The 19,703-nt window shown below is 41.7% G+C and carries 17 protein-coding genes; 8 read left to right on the forward strand and 9 right to left on the reverse strand.

What is annotated here, in order from left to right:
• Nucleotides 1-85 precede the first annotated feature (85 nt).
• The 3 genes from E3D81_RS14690 to E3D81_RS14700 all read left to right on the forward strand — a co-directional run bounded on the left by E3D81_RS14690 (nucleotide 86) and on the right by E3D81_RS14700 (nucleotide 3,562).
• Nucleotides 86-451, forward strand: coding sequence for a four helix bundle protein (locus E3D81_RS14690; RefSeq protein WP_134777980.1), 366 nt, complete (start codon nucleotides 86-88; stop codon nucleotides 449-451).
• 72 nt (nucleotides 452-523) lie between these two features.
• On the forward strand, nucleotides 524-1,696 hold the full coding sequence (locus tag E3D81_RS14695; RefSeq protein ID WP_134777981.1) for an acetyl-CoA C-acyltransferase: 1,173 nt from the start codon (nucleotides 524-526) through the stop codon (nucleotides 1,694-1,696).
• 72 nt (nucleotides 1,697-1,768) lie between these two features.
• Nucleotides 1,769-3,562: an acyl-CoA dehydrogenase family protein gene (locus E3D81_RS14700; protein WP_134777982.1), complete on the forward strand. Its 1,794-nt coding sequence runs from the start codon at nucleotides 1,769-1,771 to the stop codon at nucleotides 3,560-3,562.
• Between the two features lie 354 nt (nucleotides 3,563-3,916).
• On the opposite strand, the gene E3D81_RS14705 is transcribed toward E3D81_RS14700, so the two are convergent.
• On the reverse strand, nucleotides 3,917-4,726 hold the full coding sequence (locus tag E3D81_RS14705) for a helix-turn-helix domain-containing protein (protein WP_134777983.1): 810 nt from the start codon (nucleotides 4,724-4,726) through the stop codon (nucleotides 3,917-3,919).
• A 214-nt stretch (nucleotides 4,727-4,940) separates the two neighbouring features.
• On the opposite strand from E3D81_RS14705, the gene E3D81_RS14710 reads away from it, so the two are divergent.
• Together E3D81_RS14710 and E3D81_RS14715 are read left to right on the forward strand one after the other, a co-directional pair.
• Nucleotides 4,941-5,708: a LuxR C-terminal-related transcriptional regulator gene (locus E3D81_RS14710; RefSeq protein WP_134777984.1), complete on the forward strand. Its 768-nt coding sequence runs from the start codon at nucleotides 4,941-4,943 to the stop codon at nucleotides 5,706-5,708.
• Between the two features lie 118 nt (nucleotides 5,709-5,826).
• Nucleotides 5,827-6,600, forward strand: a complete 774-nt coding sequence (locus E3D81_RS14715) for a LuxR C-terminal-related transcriptional regulator (protein ID WP_167554324.1) — start codon at nucleotides 5,827-5,829, stop codon at nucleotides 6,598-6,600.
• On the opposite strand, the gene E3D81_RS14720 is transcribed toward E3D81_RS14715, so the two are convergent.
• The 5 genes from E3D81_RS14720 to E3D81_RS14740 form a co-directional block, all read right to left on the reverse strand.
• Nucleotides 6,597-7,850, reverse strand: a complete 1,254-nt coding sequence (locus E3D81_RS14720) for a YeiH family protein (protein WP_134777986.1) — start codon at nucleotides 7,848-7,850, stop codon at nucleotides 6,597-6,599. The two genes, E3D81_RS14715 and E3D81_RS14720, sit on opposite strands and share 4 nt — an antisense overlap.
• An 8-nt stretch (nucleotides 7,851-7,858) precedes the next feature.
• Nucleotides 7,859-8,779 (reverse strand): TIGR01777 family oxidoreductase, encoded by a 921-nt coding sequence (locus tag E3D81_RS14725; protein WP_134777987.1) that lies wholly within the window; start codon nucleotides 8,777-8,779, stop codon nucleotides 7,859-7,861.
• On the reverse strand, nucleotides 8,776-9,504 hold the full coding sequence (locus tag E3D81_RS14730; protein ID WP_134777988.1) for a DUF1016 N-terminal domain-containing protein: 729 nt from the start codon (nucleotides 9,502-9,504) through the stop codon (nucleotides 8,776-8,778). The genes E3D81_RS14725 and E3D81_RS14730 overlap by 4 nt, the downstream gene beginning before the upstream one ends.
• Nucleotides 9,501-10,949 carry a phytoene desaturase family protein gene (locus E3D81_RS14735; RefSeq protein ID WP_245153230.1) on the reverse strand — a complete coding sequence of 483 codons (1,449 nt, stop codon included), beginning with the start codon at nucleotides 10,947-10,949 and terminating at the stop codon, nucleotides 9,501-9,503. Before E3D81_RS14735 ends, E3D81_RS14730 begins: the two co-directional genes overlap by 4 nt.
• Nucleotides 10,950-11,221: 272 nt before the next feature.
• Nucleotides 11,222-11,779, reverse strand: coding sequence for a thioredoxin family protein (locus tag E3D81_RS14740; RefSeq protein WP_134777990.1), 558 nt, complete (start codon nucleotides 11,777-11,779; stop codon nucleotides 11,222-11,224).
• Between the two features lie 201 nt (nucleotides 11,780-11,980).
• Here E3D81_RS14740 and dnaK point away from each other — a divergent pair, with 201 nt between their 5' ends.
• Nucleotides 11,981-13,903 carry a molecular chaperone DnaK gene (gene dnaK, locus E3D81_RS14745; RefSeq protein ID WP_099366814.1) on the forward strand — a complete coding sequence of 641 codons (1,923 nt, stop codon included), beginning with the start codon at nucleotides 11,981-11,983 and terminating at the stop codon, nucleotides 13,901-13,903.
• A 231-nt stretch (nucleotides 13,904-14,134) separates the two neighbouring features.
• Here the strand turns inward: dnaK and E3D81_RS14750 are convergent, their stop codons facing one another.
• From E3D81_RS14750 to E3D81_RS14760, 3 genes are all read right to left on the reverse strand, one after another.
• Nucleotides 14,135-14,815, reverse strand: a complete 681-nt coding sequence (locus E3D81_RS14750) for a TIGR02117 family protein (RefSeq protein WP_134777991.1) — start codon at nucleotides 14,813-14,815, stop codon at nucleotides 14,135-14,137.
• Nucleotides 14,816-14,913: 98 nt separating this feature from the next.
• Complete coding sequence (locus E3D81_RS14755; RefSeq protein ID WP_099366813.1) at nucleotides 14,914-15,828, reverse strand: sugar phosphate nucleotidyltransferase; 915 nt, start codon at nucleotides 15,826-15,828, stop codon at nucleotides 14,914-14,916.
• A 57-nt stretch (nucleotides 15,829-15,885) separates the two neighbouring features.
• Nucleotides 15,886-17,433 (reverse strand): helicase HerA-like domain-containing protein, encoded by a 1,548-nt coding sequence (locus tag E3D81_RS14760; RefSeq protein ID WP_134777992.1) that lies wholly within the window; start codon nucleotides 17,431-17,433, stop codon nucleotides 15,886-15,888.
• Between the two features lie 198 nt (nucleotides 17,434-17,631).
• Here E3D81_RS14760 and E3D81_RS14765 point away from each other — a divergent pair, with 198 nt between their 5' ends.
• A complete protein-coding gene (locus tag E3D81_RS14765; protein ID WP_245153231.1) occupies nucleotides 17,632-17,994 on the forward strand; it encodes a hypothetical protein in 363 nt (120 codons plus the stop codon).
• 106 nt (nucleotides 17,995-18,100) lie between these two features.
• On the forward strand, nucleotides 18,101-19,702 hold the full coding sequence (locus E3D81_RS14770) for a SulP family inorganic anion transporter (protein WP_134777993.1): 1,602 nt from the start codon (nucleotides 18,101-18,103) through the stop codon (nucleotides 19,700-19,702).
• Nucleotide 19,703: the final 1 nt, after the last annotated feature.

The raw sequence follows: 19,703 nt of genomic DNA on the forward strand, positions 1-19,703 counted from the left end.
ATAATAGATTATAGAAAATAGAAAGGTAAAGTTTATTAAAAGCAGTGGAACGAAGAATATTACACTAAATTAAAAATCAAGGGTAATGCACAACATTAAAGAGTTAAAGGTTTGGCGCAAATCGATAGAATTATCCACTGATATTTATAAAGCCTTGATAAACTTTCCTGCAGATGAAAAATATGGTCTAACATCTCAAATTAAACGATCAGCAATATCAATTCCTTCAAATATAGCTGAGGGGGCTGGTAGAAATTCTAACAAGGAATTTATTTATTTCTTAGGAATTGCAAATGGTTCTTGTTTTGAATTATTGACACAGATTGTAATTGCCATGAAGCTTGAGCTGATCAGTATAGAGGAGTCTAAGGATTTATCGTATAAAATTGTGGAGATCCAGAAAATGATTTATGGATTTCGACAAAAACTAGTCAAGGAAATTAAAAAATAAGATTACTAACTGGAGACATACAGGATCTGAGATCTATCATCTCATATCTGTTATCTCCAAAAGATACTAAAAATGGAAGCATACATCATAGCAGGTTATCGCACGGCGGTGGCGAAGGCACCAAGAGGGGGTTTTCGGTTTACGCGTGCGGATGATTTGGCATCAACGGTGATCAAGCATTTGGTTGCATCGGTGCCAAGCTTAAATAAAGAAGATATTGACGATGTGATCGTCGGGAATGCAATGCCGGAGGCGGAGCAGGGTTTGAATATGGGACGTTTCATTTCCTTGATGGGATTGGATACGGACAAGGTACCAGGGCTTACGGTAAACAGATACTGTGCGTCTGGGTTGGAGACCATTGCCACTGCAGTAGCAAAAATCAAATCTGGAATGGCAGATGTGATTATTGCTGGTGGTGTGGAAGTGATGTCGGGCATGCCGTTCGGAGGTTGGAAGATCGTTCCTAATCCAACGGTGGCTAAGGAGCATCCGGATTGGTATTGGGGTATGGGATTAACGGCAGAAGCGGTGGCTAAAGACTACCATGTTTCGCGAGAAGATCAGGATAAGTTTGCCTTGAAATCCAATCAAAAGGCGGTGGAGGCAATTAAGAATGGTCATTTAAAGGATGGTATTGTGCCGATCACGGTGAAGGAAAATTACATTAAGGATGGCAAGATCGCAACGCGTGAATATGTGGTGGATACAGATGAGGGACCTCGAGCAGATACTTCGTTAGAAGCCTTGGCGAATTTAAAACCGGTTTTTGATGCGAAAGGATCCGTAACAGCGGGTAACTCTTCCCAAACATCAGATGGTGCCGCTTTTGTGTTGGTGGTATCCGAAAAGAAAATGAAGGAACTGAACTTAACTCCTGTTGCCAAATTGCTGAGCTATGCTGTTGCTGGTGTACCTCCGAGAATTATGGGTATCGGCCCTATATATGCGATTCCAAAAGCATTGGAAATGGCGGGATTGAAAAAAGAAGATATTGATTTGTTCGAACTGAACGAAGCCTTTGCCTCCCAGTCTTTAGCGGTGATCCGTGAATTGGGATTGGATGAAGAGAAGGTCAATGTCAATGGCGGTGCGATTGCATTGGGACACCCACTGGGTTGTACCGGTGCTAAATTAACCGTACAGGTTTTGAATGAACTTAAGCGTAGAAATAAAAAATACGGCATGGTAACCATGTGTGTGGGAACTGGCCAAGGTGCTGCAGGAATTTTTGAATTGCTATAGAGAATCATTTTAAAGCAATAGAATTTTATACAACTAGAGCAGCCATATTTTAAATAATAAAAAAATATAATCATGAGCGAGGAAGTAAAAAACAAAGCAATAAAAGGTGGAGAATTCGTTATCAGGGAGACTTCTTACCAGGATATCTTTATTCCTGAGGAATTCGACGAGGAAGCAAGGATGATCCGCCAGACCTGTCTGGATTTTCTGGATACGGAAGTATTGAACAATTTGGAGCGTATTGATGCCCAAGAAGAAGGGCTGATGGAAAGCCTGATGGATAAAGCGGGAGAGTTGGGTATGTTGGGTGTGTCCATTCCGGAGGAATATGGTGGTTTCGGAAAGAATTTCAATACATCTATGTTGGTGGCTGATGCCGTAGGTGGAGGTTTCTCCTTTGCGGTGGCCCTATCGGCACATACCGGAATCGGAACCCTGCCAATCCTATATTATGGAAATGCAGAACAGAAAGCCAAATATATCCCTAAACTGGGATCAGGTGAGTGGAAAGCATCTTACTGTTTAACGGAGCCTAACGCGGGTTCAGATGCCAATTCCGGAAGAACTTCTGCCAAGCTAAATGCTGAAGGAACCCATTACCTGATCAATGGTCAGAAAATGTGGATCACCAATGGTGGCTTTGCGGATATCTTCATCGTATTTGCTAAAATTGATGACAATAAAAATCTGACCGCATTCATCGTGGAGAAAGATTTCGGTGGAATTACCATGAACCCTGAAGAACATAAATTAGGGATCAAGGGATCATCTACTCGTCAGATCTTCTTCAACGATTGTCCGGTTCCAGTAGAGAACATGTTATCTGAACGCGAGAATGGATTTAAGATCGCGGTAAACATCCTGAACATCGGCCGTATCAAATTAGGGGCGGCAACTATTGGTTCTTCACGTTCTGTGTTGGATACAGCGATCAATTATGCGAACGAGCGTGTACAGTTCAACCTGCCGATATCGAAGTTCGGAGCGATCCGTTATAAACTGGCAGAGATGGCTACCCGTTTATTTGCTACGGAATCCGCAGCATACCGTGCCGGTCAGAATATCGATGATGCTTACGATGCATTGATCGCGGGCGGAATGGATGAGGCAAAAGCCAAGCTGAAATCGGTGGAACAATTTGCCATCGAATGTGCCATCATCAAGGTATGGTGTTCAGAAATGTTGGATTATACGGTAGATGAGGGTGTTCAGATCTATGGTGGTATGGGTTATTCGGCCGATGCGCCAATGGAAAGAGCATACAGGGATTCCCGTATCAATCGGATTTTTGAAGGTACGAATGAAGTGAACCGTCTTTTGGTGGTTGATATGTTATTGAAACGTGCGATGAAAGGGGAGATTGATTTGATGGGTCCTGCGCAGGCGGTAGCCAATGAGTTGATGTCTATTCCTGATTTTGGTGAGGAGGATGATGCACCATTTGCAGCGGAGAAAAAAATCATTGCGAATCTTAAGAAGGCAGGATTGATGATTGCAGGTTCTGCTGTTCAGAAACTGATGATGTCTTTGGCAAAAGAACAGGAGATTTTGATGAATATTGCTGATATTATTGGTTATGTGTATGTAGCGGAGTCTGTATTGTTACGTGCTGAAAAATTACAGCATACGGTAGGGGGCGAAAAAGCCGCTTATGCAGCTGATATGGCAAAAATCTATTTGTATTCAGCGATCGATAAAGTGAATGTAGCGGGTAAAGAAGCGTTGTATTCCTTTGCTGAAGGCGATGAACTGAACATGATGTTGGTTGGCTTACGTAGATTCACCAAGGCTGCGCCTTTCAATGTGAAAGATGCGAGACAACGGATTGCTAAGAAATTAATTGAAGAAAATAAATACTGTTTTTAAGTATTAGGTTATACGGTATTTAAGTTTTAGGTTGATTATGGAAATGGGTTATCTGAAAAGATAGCCCTTTTTTTCGCCGTCATTGCGAGGAACGAAGCAATCTTCGAACTTTGTCATCCTGAGCGGAGTCGAAGGATCTGTACGGTTACTTACGAACAGATGCTTCGACTCCGCTCAGCATGACATGCGGGAAGATTGCTTCGGTCCGATGATGGTAAGATTGCTTCGTCGTGCCTCCTCGCAATGACGTATGGCTCATTATGACGGAATTATCTCGCGATGACAGGGAAAGTCTAACATCTATAATCTATTATCTAACATCTATAATCTATCATCTATCATCTAAAATCTACCCTAAAGCCACCCCTCCACCAGCGCCTTTTTCACCACCTCCGTCATATTACTGCATTCCATTTTCCGAAGTATATTCTTCCGATGCGTCCTCACAGTATGCTCACTAATAAAAAGTTGATCTGCGATCAATTTACTATCCATACCCTTTGCAATCAACTCCAATACCCGCATTTCACTTTTAGAAACAGCACTTTGAAAACAATCGCTATAATCGTTCTTATCGAAAAGGGAGATTTTCTTCGGGTGTTCCGGATCGGAACTATCAATAATATAATGGGAATACTGCCTACTCGGCTGAAGATCACTAATATCCGAATAGATATTAAGCATATATATCGGTTCCATATGTTCATTGAACAACACAGGAATACTTTGGGCCAAGACAAAAAGCTTCCGACCATCTTTGCAAATCAAATCCAATGTACGATTAACCTTGATATATGGCCTCCTTTCTGGCTCCTGGGCATACAAATATTTAAAATATTTGGTCCCTCCTCTTGTTGCCCTAATCGTATCCTTCAAATGATGAATACTTAACATCAAGGTATAGCCTCTTTTGATGACCTCCTCCTTGGTATAACCGGTAAACTGCTCAATAGGTCCACCAGCATCAATAACCGTTAGGGTACTGATATCAGCCAAGGAATAGAAATAGGTATCAAAAGCATGGAAAACCCGAAGGTAATTATTAAGGTCGAATTCTTTCTTCCTTTGCAAAGCCTCCGCTTTTCCCAAGGATTTTTGCGAATACAGACTGAACTCCTGAAAGGATTGGGAAATTTTTCGGAACAGGAAATTATCGAGCTTCATGTCCTAAAATAAATTATTTTTATAAAAATTTCATATACCCAAATTGGGGTATTTTTCAAATTTTAATCCCCTATAAACAAGAATATTTAACATATTTAGAATTATCCTAACTTATAAAACATGGATTTTGAGCAATGGTTAATTCATTGATATTTTTTATAATTTAGCTCTACCAAAGAATTAACTGACGTAGAATTTCTATTTATCCAATAACATGGAACGGAAAAAACATATACTTTCCGATGCTTGGGAAAATTTCGACCAACATCTATCCGCCTCCAATGAAATCATGAATCACCCTGATCTGGCCATGTTCCTGTCGGAAATTCTTTCTATTGGCCCTTACTATTATTATACATTTGATGTTCTTTCCGTCGAATTAAAACAGGTCCATCCCAATGTATTACGGATACATGGTTTTAAGGAAATTCCCACATCCTTAACCCAGATCATTGAGCTGATTCACCCTGATGATATCGAATTTGTGATCTTAGCAGAAAAACTGATCCTGAACAAATTATTGACCATCAACAATGGAGATTTCCTCCATAACAAAATGAGCTATTCCTTCCGGATGAGGGTGGCCGATGGCAGTTACCATCTTTTCCTACATCAAGCGGTCCATTTAGTGCTCGATGAGGAACAAAAAATCAAGATTGCCTTAAACATACACACCGATATTGAACACATCACCCAGCTCAATTCAGGATTAGTGCATATACAGAGCAACAATAAAATCAATAAGCACCTGCAGTTCGACCCTTACGAGGAAGAAGCACAGGTTCCAAAACCAAAACTCAGCCGACGGGAAATGCAGATTCTTCCGCTGATTGCCAAAGGCTCTTCCAGCAAACAGATTGCAGCGCAACTGTTTATTTCAGAAGATACCGTTCGGGTTCATCGTAAGAACATCCTCAAAAAAACAAACACCAACAGCAGCCATTTGCTCATTAAAAAATGCTTGGAATGGGGGATTCTTTAATTTTTTAATGATCTATTTGCAAAATACCTCGATTGAGGTATTTTCTGGATATGCTTTTATTCCTAACATTGGATAAGCTACAGAAAGCAGCAAGAAAACCAACTAATTATTAATGATCATGGATGAAAATGAAAATAGATTGGCTTTAATTTGGGAGAAATTCCCGGAATTATTTGCTCATCGATCCAATGAAATTGATTCCGATACCATCATCAAGATGCTGTCGGAGATGTTGGTCATTGGCGATTACTATTATTATGTTCTTGAAATTGCCAATCAATCCCTTTCCCATGTCCATTCTAGCCTTTGCCAGTTGCATGGCTTAACAGAAAGCCCTACTCATATCCAAAATATCGTAGATATCATCCATCCCGATGATGTATCCTATGTGCTGAAAGCGGAGGAAGTCTGCAATCAAAAAATCACGAAACTGATCAGCAATAGCAACCAATACAAATCCTGTTATTGTTTTCGGATGAAAATGCAGGATGGGACCTACAAACTATTCCATCATCAGGCCATTCCTGTGAGCATGGATGCAGATGGGAAGATCATTAGCGTGCTGAATATCCATACCAATATCGAACACATCAGTAAAAAGAACAGCTATGTGGCCCATGTGATCGGTCTGAATGGAATTGATGAATTTTACCAATTTGACCTGTCCAAGAAAATTGCCCAGGAAAGAAAACATAAAAACCCACTTACAATCCGCGAATTGGATATTTTGAACTACATCGCCAAAGGATATTCCAGTATTAAGATCGCCCAGCAATTGGGCATTTCTGATCAGACCGTCCGGGTACACCGCAAGAACATGCTCAAAAAGACCCAAACCTTCAACAGCAGTAGCCTAATCAAGCATTGTGTCGAGATGGGTTGGCTGGTTTAATTGAACAAAGCCAATGCAATGATCAATGTGACCAAAATATTAAAAGTCTGTGCAATGATGAATGCATAAAAAGGCTTCTTGTTATCCTGTTTAAACAGATCCTTAAAATTGGTTTCCAATCCGATGGATGTAAAGGCCAGAGCAAACCATAATCCCTGTAAACTCTTCAAACTATCCTTGATCTGACTGGTCGTTTCTGCCGGAATCACAAAGGAAAACAAGAGCGAAACCGCAACAAATCCAACCACGAATTTTGGGAACCTATCCCAGATCAATCTTAACGTTGGCTTATCCTTCTTCGTTTCATCATCAACCGATTTGGAATAGGTCCAATAGATACTGATGAAAAAAGCCGCTATCCCCAATAAAACGTTCTGGGAGAATTTTACGATCGTACTGATCTTTAAGGCTTCTTCGCCCACCAAAGATCCAGAGGCCACTACTGCCCCGGTCGTATCGATACTACCACCCAACCAGGCTCCAGTAACCTCTTGGGAGAGGTTCAGCCATTGCGCAATGTAAGGCATGAAGATCATCATCGGTATAGCCGTGATCAACACTAGGGAGATCACATAGGATAATTTCTTATTATCACCTTTGATGGCACCCGAAGTCGCAATAGCGGCCGATACTCCACAGATGGATACTGCACTGGACAGCATCAAGGACATTTCTTTATCGATTTTTAATTTGCGGCAAACCCAATAGGCAAAATACCATACGGAAACCACTACCAATAAGGCTTGGATCAAACCCAAGGAACCTGCCTTTAGGATATCGCCGAAAATCACGGTCGTACCAAGCAATACCAAACCGATCTTCACATATAGTTCCGTGCTCAAGGCATTTTTAAACCATTCCGGAAGCTTGAAGCAATTACTGATGATCAGACCGATGGCAAGACTGAAAATAACAGCCTCCAGGTTATATTCTTTGATGGTCGAATTACCTGCCAAAACCAAAGCCACAAGAGTGAGTACAAATACCGTTGGAAAGACGATCAATAAAGCCTTCAGGTTCTTCTTTAAGAGAATGGCTCCTAAAATGGCGACTGCATAGATCAACCCAAATTGGGAAGCCATGCTCAACAGGTTATTTCCGGAAAAAACCTTTTGGGTCAACTCCGAAGAATCCGCCCAATTGAAACTTGGTTTTGGAACAACGATACCAAATAAGGCCAAGGCTATAATAGCAAAACCCAAGATAACAACTACCCAATCTTCCGAGAGTTCAAATGATTTTCTTTCCATGTATTCGTTTAAGTTGATTGATTAGCTAAATCGCTAATTGCGGGCTGAATATAGGGAAATTTAAATGTAAAGCCTCTTTGGGAGGTTAAAATTGTTGTTACAGGAACGGTCTCTAAAAGTAAACTCGCATCTACCCCTTTAAACCTCGCACCAATCTTAGCCATAAACACAGGTAAAGGTAATCCGATCGGCATATGCGCAGCCTTTCTGATGGCCTTCATAAAGTCGGCATTGGAAACAGGATTTGGGCTACAGGAATGGTACACCTGATCTGGCTTTTCCAGATCGGCGATCCAAAGCAGTAATCGTTTAAAATCCTCATGATGTATCCAGGAAACCATTTGTTGTCCATCCCCTACCTTGCCGGCCAGACCGAATTTCGCTAATGGATACAACTCGGCAAACATGCCTGATCCCTGCATCAACACTGGACTTATCCGTAGGATCACCTTTTGGGTGTCTGGGGTCAATGTGTTTAAACATGCCGCTTCCCATTTCTTGGCCAATTCGGCTAAGAAATCTTGGCCGAAATCTGTACTGGTTTCATCTTGAAAGGTTTTTCTACCGTTGAAAATGGAAACACCGGAAGCATTGATCCATTTTTTAGGGGGATGCTCCATGGTTCCGATCGCTTTTCCCAAAAGGGAGGTAGGAACTACTCGCGAGGAGAGTAGCAATGCTTTATTCTTTTCATTGAAAACCCTATTGATGGATAAGCCAGTAAGGTTGATCAATATATCTGCTTCTTCTATCTTTTTAACCCAACCTCCTAACTGCTCTCCATCCCACAGCACATAATGTAGGGCAGGATGATCTGACCGATGCTCTTCTCTGCTCAATAAGAAAACCTCATCGCCTCTTTCCAAAAATTCTTTTGTCAATATTTTTCCAAGGTTGCCGGTTCCACCAGCGATCACTATTTTCTTCATCTTTGCTCATTATCTCCTTCAGTTGAGTTTATTTCGTTCAATATTAAGGCTTGCAATTCATCTTTTGGTAATAGCAATTGGTATTCTGCTACACCAATAGGTTTGTTGATGTCTTGCAGTGCTATTTCTACATCCAAATGATCTTTATCGCCTAGAAATCCAAGATTGTATGAACTTTTAAATACTTCGTTCGCATATTCGGCACTTATTCCAGGTAAAGTATTGGTAAAATTATTGGTTTTTACATGGTTATCGGCACGGCTATAGCTATCCATTTTTATAGCGTTGAGCAATAAATCTCTCGACCAGCCTTTTGTAGCTACTTCATTGGCATAAAACGCAACAGCAGAAAGCGATTGGACTTTGTCCAAAAGTAACAAATTATGTCCCCAAGGTAAAACTGCTACAGCCTGTAGCAGTTTTGTATCTGCTTGATTATAACGTTCATAATAGCGCTTCATATTCCACAAGTTACGTGGAGACAAACCCATATCGGGAAATTTATTTTTGAGGTCAATAGATAATTGCTTTACAACACCGCTACCGTATCCTTCTTCTAACTGTTTTTCAAAAAGTAGTTTTCCCAAATTCCAATACGCAGAATTTGCTATACTGTTTACCTGCTTTGCAATCAGCGTTTGAGCTGTATAAATGTGGCTAATTGCTTGATGTAAAATCTCCCGATACTCTGAAATATTTATATTTTTTTGAGATTGACTACTCATTTTTCTCTGTGTTTTAGCATTGTTTTTATTTTAAAATGATCGGCCAAGGCTATTCTTGCGGCATGAAATCCGCACATACCATGTACACCCCCACCAGGTGGAGTAGACGCCGAGGCTATATACACTTTTGGATCCGAAGTTCGATAAGGAGTCAAGGATTTTGTCGGCCGGGTAAACAATTGACGAAGGTCCATCACCCCACCGGAAATATCCCCACCAATATAATTAGGATTATAAGCTTCCATAACCGCCGTATTCATGGCGGATCTAGCCATTACCGTATCTTTAAAACCTGGAGCAAAACGTTCCACTTGATTTTCTATAGCAGAGGTCATATCCACTTCCGATCCAAGGGGAACATGGCAATATGCCCATCCTGTATGTTTCCCATCAGGCGCCCTGCTCGAATCGAACATGCTCTGTTGAGCGAACAAAACATAAGGCTTTTTGTTCAAGCGTCCATGTTGGGTATCTGATTCCGACTGTGCAATCTCTTCAAAACTATTGCCCAAATGCACGGTTGCTGCATGTTGGCAGCGGATATCCTGAAAAGGCGTGGCTTCAGATAATGCCCAATCAATCTTGAATACCCCCATCCCATACCGAAAAGCTTCCAATTGTTTTTTATAACCGTTGGTTAGTTTTAGGTTTTTCAACTTCAAGATCTGCTTAGGTGTCATATCCAAAATACAGATCCGGTGGGATGGCAGGTCGGCCATATCCTTCACCCAGGTCTGCAGTTGAATCTTTCCTCCCAATGCTTGGTAATAAGCGGCTAAGGCATCGGCAATGGCCTGAGAACCACCGATCGGAATTGGCCAGCCGAACCGATGGGCAACCGTCCCTAACATCATACCGATGGCTGCAGTTGCCGGTTGATCCAAAGGCTGCATGCCATGTGCAACAATTCCCGCCCAAAGAGATCGCGTCCTTTCGGATTGGAAACCATCAGCAATGAACTTTGCCGAACGTAATGCCTTCAATCCGAATCTACCCATCAAAAAAGGATGCTTCGGAATGCGCAAAGGACCCATTACGTCTTCCGAAAGCTCCTCCCACCTGTCTATAAAGGGAGCATATAAACGTTTATATGGTTGGAAATCCGTTCCCAATTCCTTTTCCATAGCCTGCATATCCCTGTGCAATAGCACTGCTGGTTGGTTATCCAAAGGATGAGCAACCTCATAATCTGCATAGGTAAACCGCAGACCATAATCTGCCAAAGGAAGCTGCGAAAAAAAGGGCGAGGCCAGTGCCATGGGGTGGATGGCCGAGCAAACATCATGGTTAAAACCAGGAAGGGTCAATGCCTTGGTCCGCATACCACCCCCATAGCTATCTGCACCTTCTATCAATAGCGTTTGCAGGCCAGCTTGTTGAAGTGTTATTGCTGCAGCAAAACCATTCGGTCCCGAACCTATAATTATCGCGTCGTATTTAGCCAAAATTTTCTCTTTCCTCTAATTTAACATATTAAAATTCGAATTGCCGTATTTTCAGAAAAACGCTCTTAGTATCCATCCATTTATTTACTGGTTCGGCTCGTAATAAAAGAATAATGTAAGTGAGTTGTAAGTGAGTTGTAAGTGACTTTTAGCACTTACAACTCACTTACACCCTACTTGCAGCACGAAGCTGCCAACATAAAAAAAGGCCAACCAATGGTTGACCTCAATTTTATATATCAGGATTTGAAATCCCTATGATTTACATTAATCTATTCACTTAATAATCCGATCAATTCTTTCTGGATGGCCTCGCCTTTATCCTCATTGTACCAACGTTGGATAAATTCCTTGATTTCTTCGAAAGGTTTACCTTCGGCTTTCATTTGCTCAAAGATAGCCTGTAATACAGCAGGTCTTGGGCCCCAGATCACTTTATCATGCCCTACATCGTTACGGATAATCAATTTTGGGATGGATTTGCCGCCGTTGGTCAGGTATTCATCGATCAGGTATGGTTCAGTATCTCTCAATTGGATATCCAAATCAATGAATTCATTGTCCTTCACGATCTGATAAATCTGCGCTACGGAATGTGCCGCATCCCCACACCAAGGTTCAGTGATAACGATCCAATGTTGTGGATCTTTAATTTGCTGAATACAGTTTTTCATTTCTTCAGAAGGTTCAAACTTTTTAAGCCATCTGGTCATCCTAGACCAGTTCAGCTTGGTGTAGTTCAGGTAATCAGCATCGTTGGAGTATGCTTCGTGATTTTCTGTGTTTGTTAAAATATCTTCGAAGTAACTCAGGTATTCGTCAAAATTCATGTTTGATTTCTATTTCCACAAAAGTAATCAATTAATGGATAATTCAGAAATGATGACAGAATGTCACATTCCAATGACAATAGCAGGAAATAATTACCGCGTTTCCGCTGACAAAATGAGAAAAAACCATTTGGCATAAGCGTTGTTGATAGAATATGAAATCGAAAAATTTAAAAAAGTAAATAGATAACAAAACAAGATATGTCAAAAATTATAGGAATCGACTTAGGAACTACCAACTCATGTGTAGCCGTAATGGAAGGTAATGAGCCGGTAGTAATTGCCAACAACGAAGGTAAACGCACTACGCCTTCAATCGTGGCATTCGTAGAAGGTGGTGAACGTAAGGTTGGGGATCCTGCAAAACGTCAAGCGATTACAAACCCGCACAAAACTGTTTATTCTATCAAACGTTTTATGGGTGTAACGTACGATGAGGCAAAAAACGAGATCGAACATGTTCCTTATAAAGTAGTAAAAGGCGACAACAATACGCCACGTGTGGAAATTGATGATCGTAAATATACACCACAAGAAATTTCAGCCATGATCCTTCAGAAAATGAAGAAAACGGCTGAGGATTATTTAGGTCAGGAAGTTTCTCGCGCGGTAATTACCGTTCCTGCATACTTTAACGATGCGCAACGTCAAGCAACGAAAGAAGCTGGTGAAATCGCAGGATTGAAAGTAGAGCGTATTATCAACGAACCTACAGCTGCAGCATTGGCTTACGGTCTTGATAAGGCAGACAAAGACATGAAAATCGTGGTATTCGACTGTGGTGGTGGTACGCATGACGTTTCTGTTCTTGAATTAGGCGACGGCGTATTCGAAGTAAAATCTACCGATGGTGATACACACTTAGGTGGTGATGACTTTGACAACGCGATCATTAACTGGTTAGCAGCTGAATTTGCTGACGAGAACAATGGTTTCGACCTGAAAAAAGATGCAATGGCATTACAACGCTTGAAAGAAGCTGCTGAAAAAGCAAAAATCGAATTATCAAGCACTACTTCAACAGAGATCAATTTACCATATATCACTGCTGATGCAACAGGACCAAAACACTTAGTACGCAATTTATCACGTGCTAAATTTGAAAGCTTAGTAGGACCGCTTATCGAGCGTACTATCGAGCCTTGTCGTACAGCATTGAAAAACGCAGGTTACTCTACTTCAGATATCGATGAGGTAATCTTAGTAGGTGGATCGACCCGTATTCCAGCAATCGTAGAAGCTGTTAAAAAATTCTTCGGAAAAGATCCTTCAAAAGGTGTTAACCCAGATGAGGTAGTAGCTTTAGGTGCTGCAATCCAAGGTGGTGTATTAACCGGTGAAGTGAAAGATGTATTGTTATTGGATGTTACCCCACTTTCCTTAGGTATTGAAACCATGGGTGGTGTAATGACCAAATTGATCGAATCCAATACCACGATCCCTACACGTAAATCGGAGGTATTCTCGACTGCATCTGACAACCAACCATCCGTAGAGATCCATGTATTGCAAGGTGAGCGACCAATGGCTGCACAGAACCGTACGTTAGGACGTTTCCAATTGACAGACATCCCTCCTGCACCTCGTGGTATCCCGCAGATCGAAGTAGTATTCGACATCGATGCGAACGGTATCATCAAAGTATCGGCAATCGATAAAGCAACCGGTAAAGAGCAGAATATCCGTATCGAGGCATCTTCTGGTCTTTCGGATGAGGAAGTGAAGAAAATGAAGCAAGAAGCGGAAGCTAATGCGGAAGCAGATAAAAAAGTGAAAGAGGAAGTGGATAAGTTGAACTCTGCAGATGCCTTGATCTTCTCAACCGAAAAACAATTGAAAGAGTATGGCGAGAAAATCTCGGCAGATAAGAAAGCTCCAATTGAAGCAGGTTTAGAGAAATTGAAAACTGCTCATGCAGCGAAAAACTTCGCAGATATTGATTCGGCATCTGCTGAATTACAGGCCGCTTGGAATGCAGCATCGGAAGAGATGTACGCTGCTTCTAACCAAGGCGCTGGAGATCAACAAGCACAAGGCGATGCTGGTCAAGGTCAAGCTAATACTGGCGGAAACCAAGGCGGAGCTGATGATGTGCAGGATGTTGATTTTGAGGAAGTGAAATAATTTAAGCGATTTATTGATCCTTCGGGGTTTCATTAAATTATCCTTATCATATGAAAGGGAGTTTCCAAATGGAAACTCCCCTTTTTTTGTCTTTCTGAGCAGGGCTGTTTCATCCTGAGCATCGTCGAAGGATCTGTACGCTTATGTCATCCTGAGCTTCGTCGAAGGATCTGTACGGTTGGCCAACGAATAGATCCTTCGACTAACGCTCAGGATGACATTGCCACATGATTACCGATAATGCCTCAAAATACCCTTATCAAATACTGTCCAAACCCCAGCAGGAAGTTTGGCTCTTTTGAGCGCATGATTAGACCAGGTATTGCAAGAATAAAACAGGCTGTAAGCCCCTTTTGCCTCATAAAAGGCATCATCCATACCATATTGCGCATTTGTTTGAATGTAGATCGGCTCTCCAAGGGCATTCCTATCCAGACTCGCTAAGATAAAATCAGTTAATGCTTGATACTGCTCTTGGCTGATCATTAATTTCCTGCAATTCGCCCCTAACCTCATATTCCTATAATAAGTCACATGCAGGGCGGTTTCTCCAATTCCAAGCCCGGCTATCAAGGCGGTTTTTAAGGTTAGGTCCTTCCATTCCGGTGTATTCAAATAAAACCCTTTATCGCCCCATCCAATGGCAATGAACCGATGATCTGCGGATTTACCCTTGGTATGATCGATCGGAAAGACCTTGCTCCAATCCTGTTTCCCTACCTTAATGGGCAAAACCAAATCCGTATGTACGCCATTGGACAATACATAAAATGGGATCTCCGTTTTGGAGTCACTTGGTTCCTGCTTATTCAGCGAAATGCGCGAGAGTACCGCATCAGCAGAGAAATAGATCAAGCCGAAAACCAACAATCCCAATAATACATAACCCAACCAGATCATTACTTTTTTCATTATGGTTTATATTTGAACCCCAATAATAAGAAAAACGGCTAAAGAAATCCTTATCAATTTCCTTAGCCGTTCCATATTTCTTTGAAAGCTGCTCCTGCTTAGAACAATTTCTCCGGATAAACTTTATCTGCAATCAATTTAGAAATGCTCTCCTGAACGATCGGCTTATCTTCCACATACGTTACACCGAACCATTTTGAAGAGGTAGGGATCACTTTAAAGTCCGCCATACCATGCTTCACCATATAATCTGGGATAGATGGAATAAAGAACTCGGATTTAGGATTATCTCCATTCTCTTCCACAAATTTTGGGAACAGATCCATACATACCTCAAATACTTTAGGTGTGAATCCCCAAAAGTTCATAGAAACCCTGGCATCTGCAGGAAGTTCTGTCTGCACGCCATTCTCTTCATAAACAATCTTACGGCTTCCGTTATCATCCGTTACGTAATAGATATTCGTACGTTCGGTAACCGATTCCATATTTCCTTCTTCGTTGACTTCACAAACCCCTCTAGAAACATAGCCATAATCCGACATGGTATTACCCACTTCAAAGCCCATTAAGGACATGTGGGTATCGGAAACTTCGTTGGTCAAGAAATCCGCCATTTTCTGGAAGGCATCATAACCATAGAAGTCATCGGCATTGATCACACAGAAAGGGCCATCAACGACATCCTTAGCGCTCATAACCGCATGGGCAGTGCCCCAAGGTTTTGTACGTTCGATTTCCTTGTCAACACCAAATTTCTTCAGGTTGAAATCCTGGAAGGCATAATCCACTTCGATTTTCCCGGCGAATTTTGCATCAAATTTATCACGCATTACCTGCTCAAATTCTTGGCGGATAATAAAAACTACTTTACCAAATCCTGCACGAATAGCATCATAAATTGAATAGTCGATAATAGATTCTCCATGTGGACCAAATCCGTCAACTTGCTTTAATGATCCGTAGCGGCTTGCCATTCCTGCTGCTAATACTACCAAAGTAGGTTTTCCCATAATATAAATTTTTGTTTAGTATTCTTAATTTCTATGCGCAAATATACTATTTTACTGTTATCTCTTTTTAAACATTGCATTTAAGATGCCACTTGCCAGTTTCCCCAACAATTTCACCCCTTCCCGGGCCAATGTTCTGCTGGCCTGGTTCTGGGCAGCCTCCAAAGGCGATTGCCTGCGAGACTTCGATGAACTACTGCTTTTAGAGGCTTTTTCGGCTTCTTTCTGTGCCTTTTCTGCTGCTTCCTGCGCCTCGAACTGCCCCATTTTTTCTTCCAGGATTTCGGAGGCCGTACGGCGCTCCACGCGTTCATGGTATTTACCATTGTACTCGGAATTGCGGACCAGTTCCTGGTATAGTGCCGGTTGACAAGGACCCATTACTGCCCTGGCAGGAACCAGATGCGTGGCTACCACTTCCGTTGGAATACCCTTATCATTTAATACCGTCACCAAGGCTTGTCCTGTTCCCAAGGAGGTCAATATTTTATCTATCTCATAAAACTCGGAGGTCGGATAGGTTTTCACCGTTTTCCGGAGGTTCTCCGCATCGTTAGGGGTAAATGCCCGTAAGGCGTGTTGGATCCTATTTCCCAATTGTCCCAAAACAGATTCAGGGATATCGGTTGCTGCCTGTGTGCAGAAGAAAACCCCAACTCCTTTGGAACGGATCAAGCGAACAATCTGTTCAATCTGGGTTAAAAAGGCTTTGGATGCGCCGTTGAACAACAAATGCGCCTCATCAAAGAAGAACACCAATTTTGGTTTATCCAGATCGCCTACTTCCGGGAGGTTCTTGAACAATTGCGCCAAGAGACTCAACAAGAAGGTGGAAAACAACAATGGTTGATCCTGGATATCCGAAATATTCAGGAGGGTGATCACCCCTTTCCCATCAATTTTTCCGAAAAGATCATTGATATCAAACTCCTTTTCCCCGAAGATATGTGCCAAACCTTGCTGTTCAATGGCTACAATTTTTCGAAGGATGGTACTGGCACTTGCCGAGCTGATCTTTCCGTAATCGCTTTTTATTTCCTCCGCTCCCGGACCTTCCGAAAGGTAGCTCAATAACCTTTTCAGATCCTGGAAATCGACGATTGGAAGTTGATTATCATCCGCATATTTAAAAATCGCGCTCAATACACCGGCTTGGGTATCGTTCAGATCCAGTATCCGAGATAATAGCACAGGACCAAAATCCTCTACCGTAACGCGCATCGGAGCACCCAGATTGCCACTCAAGGAAAAGAGTTCAATCGGAAAACTGGCAGGTTCAAAGGGAATACCCACAGCATTTCCACGCTCGATCAGGGCGTCATTGGTTTTTCCCGGCTCTGCCAATCCCGAAAGATCGCCTTTTACATCGAGCATGAAGACCGGTACGCCGGCATCGGAGAGCTGTTCGGACATCAATTGCAGGGTCCTGGTCTTTCCGGTACCCGTTGCACCGGCGATCAAACCATGTCGGTTCATCATTTTCAAGGCCAGGTTAACCTTGGCATCCGTTACGATTTCGCCATTCAGGATTCCGGATCCCAATTGTATAAAAGCGCCCTTAGGACTATAAGAGGCTGTAATTTTCTGAATAAATTGTTCTTTCATGGTATTTTTGGACTAATACTGAACTATTTGTACCCGAAAATAGGAATTAAATAGGATTATACAATAATAGAATTTTGAGAGAAGTACATTAAGGAATTATTAAGAAATCAGATTAAAGGCAATCCTTTTGTAATTTTTTCATAATAAAATTTCAAAAAAGCTTTCTTTTTAAAATTAAATTTTATTTTTGTACTGTTTATGATTGCGAGCCGAAACTTATTTACAAAAGCGTACAGGATCTTAGCTGCCAAGCTATGTTTCTTTGTGTTCTTCACAAAGATGCTGATATCCATCACGCCGATGTTTGTAGATGTACTGGATAAAGGTACTGTTCTACAGGTGGTTATGCAATTAGAAATCGAGAATACGGCCAAAGGAGCCAATAGCAACAATGAAGATATCCATGAAACGGGTATCAAGGTATTCAAACCAGATTCCATTGATTTCCTAGCCTTTAATCCCACTATTGAAAGTACAGCGCAGATCAAGCATTACCTACGTAATGAAAAAAGTATCTGTGCCTTTCATCCATCCGTACCAACACCCCCTCCTAACTGTTAATTCATTTTTTTCCGATTATCAGGTTCTCTGACCGGCCATGCTGTGTCTTAATGGGACCATTGAGCTTATTCACAAAAAAAATTGAATTTAACAAATTGAACAAATTATGTTTGGTACACGTACGTCCGCTTTTCTAAAATTGTCGAAAAGGGACTTAAAATATGACTTTCCCGCAAGTATAGTAGTTTTTCTAGTCGCATTACCTTTATGTTTAGGAATCGCGATGGCCTCCGGAGCGCCACTTTTTGCCGGTATCTTAACAGGAATAATAGGCGGATTAGTGGTTGCTTCGGTTTCAGGCTCTCCTCTAAGTGTGAGTGGTCCTGCAGCCGGTCTGACCGTAATCGTCCTGGGCTCCATTGAAAAACTGGGTGCTTACGAAACTTTTATCCTAGCCGTTATGATCGCTGGGGTTATCCAATTGATCCTGGGGATCGTAAAAGCCGGTATGATCGGTAATTACTTCCCATCCTCAGTAATCCTGGGTATGTTGGCAGCGATCGGTATCACCATTATCCTAAAACAGATTCCATTGGCTTTCGGAATGACCGAGACGCATGCCTTTGAACTGGATAACGGCGGTGGCATTGCAGCATTTACAGATACGATATTCTCCAGTATCAACTGGGGGGCTACGTTAATCTGTTTATTATCCCTGGCTGTGCTTATTTTCTGGCCGAATATCAAGAAATTGAACAAAGTCCCTGCTCCATTGATCGTGGTATTATTAGGTGTGGGATTGGGTTATGCTTTCCAAGGAACTTCCTTGGCCTTGAACCCGGATCACTTTGTATCCATCCCGGTGGTTTCTTCCATTGCGGAATTCAAAGGATTGTTCATCTTCCCAGATTTCACGCAGATCCTGAATAAAGAGGTATGGATTGTGGCCATTACCATTGCGATCATTGCGAGTTTAGAGACTTTATTGAGTATCGAGGCAGTAGATAAAATCGATCCATTGAAAAGAAATTCACCTACAAACAGGGAATTGGTTGCGCAGGGTATTGGTAACATGACTTCTGGATTTTTAGGTGGATTGCCTATGACATCAGTGATCGTTCGTTCTTCTGCGAATGCCAATGCGGGCGGTAGAACAAGACAATCGGCGATGTTGCATGCTGTTTGGTTATTATTGGCCTTATTGGCGATCCCAAGCATCATCAACCTTATTCCATTGGCAGGTTTGGCCGCTATCCTTTTACATACAGGATATAAATTGGCAAAACCAGCTTTATTCAAGCAGATGTTAGGTAAAGGATTGGATCAATTCATTCCATTCTTTGTAACGGTTGCAGCGGTTGTTTTCACTGATCTATTGACCGGTGTTGGGGTTGGTATTTTGGTTGCTACGTTCTATATCTTGAGGGCGAACATGCACAATGCTTACCATTTCAACATCAAACCAACGGAGGTAGAGGATAATTCTGTTGCGGTGTTGACCTTGGCGGAGGAAGTAACCTTCCTTAACAAAGCGCCAATTCAAGAAAAACTGTACAACCTTCCAAAAAACGTGAAGAGTATCTTGATCGATGGACATCGAAGTAAGTTTATTGACAAAGATGTCATTGATGTCATCAAGGATTTTGAGCAGAATGCGATAAGCAAAGGCTTGGAAATTGAGCTGAACGATGTAACTTACAAAAAAAGAAAGCGATCTAATAAGAGTCCTTTCAAGAAAAAAAAACATAAACTTCAAAAAGTAGTTTAAA

It is taken from the genome of Sphingobacterium sp. CZ-2, from assembly GCF_004526235.1.
GTDB lineage: Bacteria > Bacteroidota > Bacteroidia > Sphingobacteriales > Sphingobacteriaceae > Sphingobacterium > Sphingobacterium tenebrionis.